The organism is Microcystis sp. LEGE 08355 (genome assembly GCF_015207185.1).
GTDB lineage: Bacteria > Cyanobacteriota > Cyanobacteriia > Cyanobacteriales > Microcystaceae > Microcystis > Microcystis panniformis.
Map to the genome: position 1 here is coordinate 1 of NZ_JADEXI010000655.1, position 2,417 is coordinate 2,417.

The window sequence follows — 2,417 nt, forward strand, 5'->3', positions numbered from 1 at the left end:
CAACAAGAACGCGACCGCGCTTTTGCCCGATTACGGGAATTGGGCATTGACCCGACACAGTTGTGACTATAATTAATCTTCAGCGGAGATACCGTCATCTTCCACCACCGCTTCGGTGATAGGAGAGGGGGGAATTTCCGTTAAGGGAGATAAATCCGCAGGGGGGGCCACCACGCGATCGAGTTTTAGGGTTAAATAACGAATAACCTCATCACTTAAACGCATGGCCCGTTCCATGGGGGCGACTTGTTTGCCGCTGGCCTGATAATTCATCTGCACATAGACACCATCATTGAGTTTTTTGATGGGATAGGCCAGACGTTTTTTACCCCACACCTTAACTTGAATGTCTGTGGCGCTGTGTTCGGTAATCAGAGTCCGATAACGTTCCACTTGTTGCTGAACGACTTCTTCCCCTAAATCGGGACGGAGAATGTAAAGAGTTTCGTAGTTATTGCTCATCTCAGAATCCTTATGGACTAGAAGGCTTCTTTGTCAAGACCGGAGGTTAATTGATTTTAATAACTCTCTAGCTTTTAATAAAGAAGCAAGGATATATGATCATACTACTATCCGAGAGTCGATCGCTAGTCATTCCCAGAAAAATATGGCGCAACGCTATGTACGAGTGAAACATCGTCAAGGACAAATCTTCTACGGACTGTTACAGCTAAACCGTAGCGTTGCCGTCTTTGATGCCCCTCCCTGGCAAGGAGGGCAACTAACCACAATAGAATTAGAACCTGATAGCTACCAACTATTAGCCCCCTGTTTCCCGTCGAAAATTATTGCTGTGGGCAAAAATTACCCGGCCCACGCCGCCGAGATGGGAACACCTGTACCGGGCGAGCCGCTTTTATTTCTCAAGCCACCGACGACAATTATCGGCGATGGTGAAACGATTTTCTATCCGCCCCAATCGGAAAGAGTGGATTATGAGGGAGAATTGGCATTAATTATGGGAGAAACCGCCAAAAACTGCACCACAGCCCAGGCCAGAAGTAAAATCTGGGGTTATACCATTGCTAACGATGTCACCGCTAGGGATTTACAGAAAAAAGATAGCCAATGGACGCGGGCGAAAGGATTTGACAGTTTTTGTCCCCTCGGCCCCTGGATTGTCCGGGAACTGAGTATCGGGGCGCAATTAACCACTTTTCTCAATGATGGCAGCGACCCCAAACAAAGCAGTTATCTTAGTGATATGGTCTTTCCTCCCGATGTCTTGGTGGCTTATATCTCCCAAGTGATGACCCTGCTGCCGGGGGATGTGATTTTAACGGGAACTCCCGAAGGAATCGGACCGATGCAGGTGGGGGATAAGGTTCGGGTGGAAATAGAAGGCATCGGGGTTTTGGAAAATAGCGTCATGGCAGCAGCATCAATTAGCGATAATTAACAATCCTAGCGAATACGGCGGGGCCTAGACTCGCCCCACCGACTAAAGCCCCGTTTATCTGCGATTGAGCCATAATTTCATCGATATTATCCGGTTTTACCGAACCACCGTACTGAATGGTTACTTCGGGATTGTCTAATTGTTGCCGAATCAAACCGATAACGCGGTTAGCTTCCTCGCTTTCGCAGGTTTCCCCCGTGCCAATCGCCCAGATGGGTTCGTAGGCGATAACGAGGTTTTTTTGGTCAACATTGACTAAACCTGCTTGAATTTGCTTGATAATTACCTTTTCCGTTTCTCCAGCATCTCTTTGGGCTTTACTTTCTCCCACACAGATAATCGGGATTAAACCTTGTTTTTGGGCAGATATGACCCTTAAATTGACGGTTTCATCAGTTTCGCCGAAATATTGCCGGCGTTCACTGTGACCGATAACCACATAGTGAACCCCGATTTCGGTTAACATATCCGCCGAGATTTCCCCCGTATAAGCCCCCGATTTTTCCCAGTGGACATTTTGCGCCCCCAAGCGAATACGACCGCCGTGGAGGGTTTTAGAGAGGACAGCTAAAGCTGTGAAAGGCGCGCAAAGAACTACTTCTCGGTCGTCGGGGGTTTCCTCTAGATGGGATTTAAAATCTTGCAAAAACTCCAAAGCTTCTCTCTGGGTTTTGTGCATTTTCCAGTTACCTGCAATAACAACTTTCGGCACAGCTTAATTAATTTAGTAGATTTGATAATTTATGGTACATTTTACTGTAAGCCTTTTTGTTACCCTAAGCAAGATCACCGATAATCGCTGTCTGTCATGAACAGATTTTTTTAATACTTTTACCTGTACCTAGGACTTGCTGAATAAATCTAAAAACTTTGTTGGATAAGGCTTTTAGACTTTTTTCCCTCAAAAAGTGCCTACCATTGGAGTGATCGGGGGTAAAATTCCGGGACTTTTTCCCTGAAAATTAGGTAACTGACCACCTCAAAATCGGTAAAACCCTACACCCTACACCCCACACCC

Annotated in this window: 3 protein-coding genes; 1 reads left to right on the forward strand and 2 read right to left on the reverse strand. The window is 46.3% G+C overall.

Translation table 11 applies throughout. The annotated features are described in order from the left end of the window. Positions 1-72 precede the first annotated feature (72 nt). Complete coding sequence (gene rpsF / locus IQ242_RS22520) at positions 73-462, reverse strand: 30S ribosomal protein S6 (RefSeq protein WP_004163403.1); 390 nt, start codon at positions 460-462, stop codon at positions 73-75. A gap of 145 nt (positions 463-607) precedes the next feature. Here rpsF and IQ242_RS22525 point away from each other — a divergent pair, with 145 nt between their 5' ends. Beyond that, on the forward strand, positions 608-1,399 hold the full coding sequence (locus IQ242_RS22525; RefSeq protein WP_193961478.1) for a fumarylacetoacetate hydrolase family protein: 792 nt from the start codon (positions 608-610) through the stop codon (positions 1,397-1,399). Here IQ242_RS22525 and tpiA read toward each other — a convergent pair. Continuing rightward, positions 1,386-2,111, reverse strand: coding sequence for a triose-phosphate isomerase (tpiA, locus tag IQ242_RS22530; protein WP_193961477.1), 726 nt, complete (start codon positions 2,109-2,111; stop codon positions 1,386-1,388). The two genes, IQ242_RS22525 and tpiA, sit on opposite strands and share 14 nt — an antisense overlap. Positions 2,112-2,417 lie beyond the last annotated feature (306 nt).